At 58.6% G+C, this 444-nt stretch carries 1 protein-coding gene (only partly in view); it reads right to left on the minus strand.

Annotation, left to right across the window (positions count from 1 at the left end; genetic code table 11):
- Positions 1–396, minus strand: the 5' portion of a protein-coding gene (locus B3F49_RS05155) for a peptidase U32 family protein (protein ID WP_422663646.1). It extends 30 nt beyond the left edge of the window; the window shows 396 of its 426 coding nt (coding positions 1–396); it begins with the start codon at positions 394–396; its stop codon lies off the left edge, out of view.
- Between the last annotated feature and the right edge of the window lie 48 nt (positions 397–444).

A 444-nucleotide genomic window follows, 5' to 3' on the forward strand; every position in this document is an offset into this window, starting at 1 on the left:
CGTCTTGGGAATCGGGCTGAGTGCGCTGCCGACCTCGGGGTCGGGGGAGACAGAGAAATAGTTTCGGCAGATCTGGGCGCAGGCACCGCAGTTTGCACTGCGCCCGCACAGCTGTTCACTGGCCATGCAAAGGCCGGAGAAGCTGTAGCACAGGGCGCCGTGGATGAACACCTTAAGCTGTACATCGGGGCAGGCTTGCCGGATATTCTTGATTTCTTCGAAGGTGAGTTCACGGGCGAGGACCACCCTCTCAAAACCCAGGCGTACCAATTCACGCACTCCCTCGATGGTATGGACGGCCAGCTGGGTGCTGGCATGGAGGGCCAAGGAAGGAAATTGAGTCCGTATGATCTCCACCAGTCCCAAATCCTGGACGATGATGCCGTCGCAACCGATGAATGCTAGCTGCTTGAGGGTGCTTACAACCTCGCCAAGCTGGGAGTC

The organism is Sphaerochaeta sp. UBA5836 (assembly GCF_002432845.1).
Lineage (GTDB): Bacteria > Spirochaetota > Spirochaetia > Sphaerochaetales > Sphaerochaetaceae > Sphaerochaeta.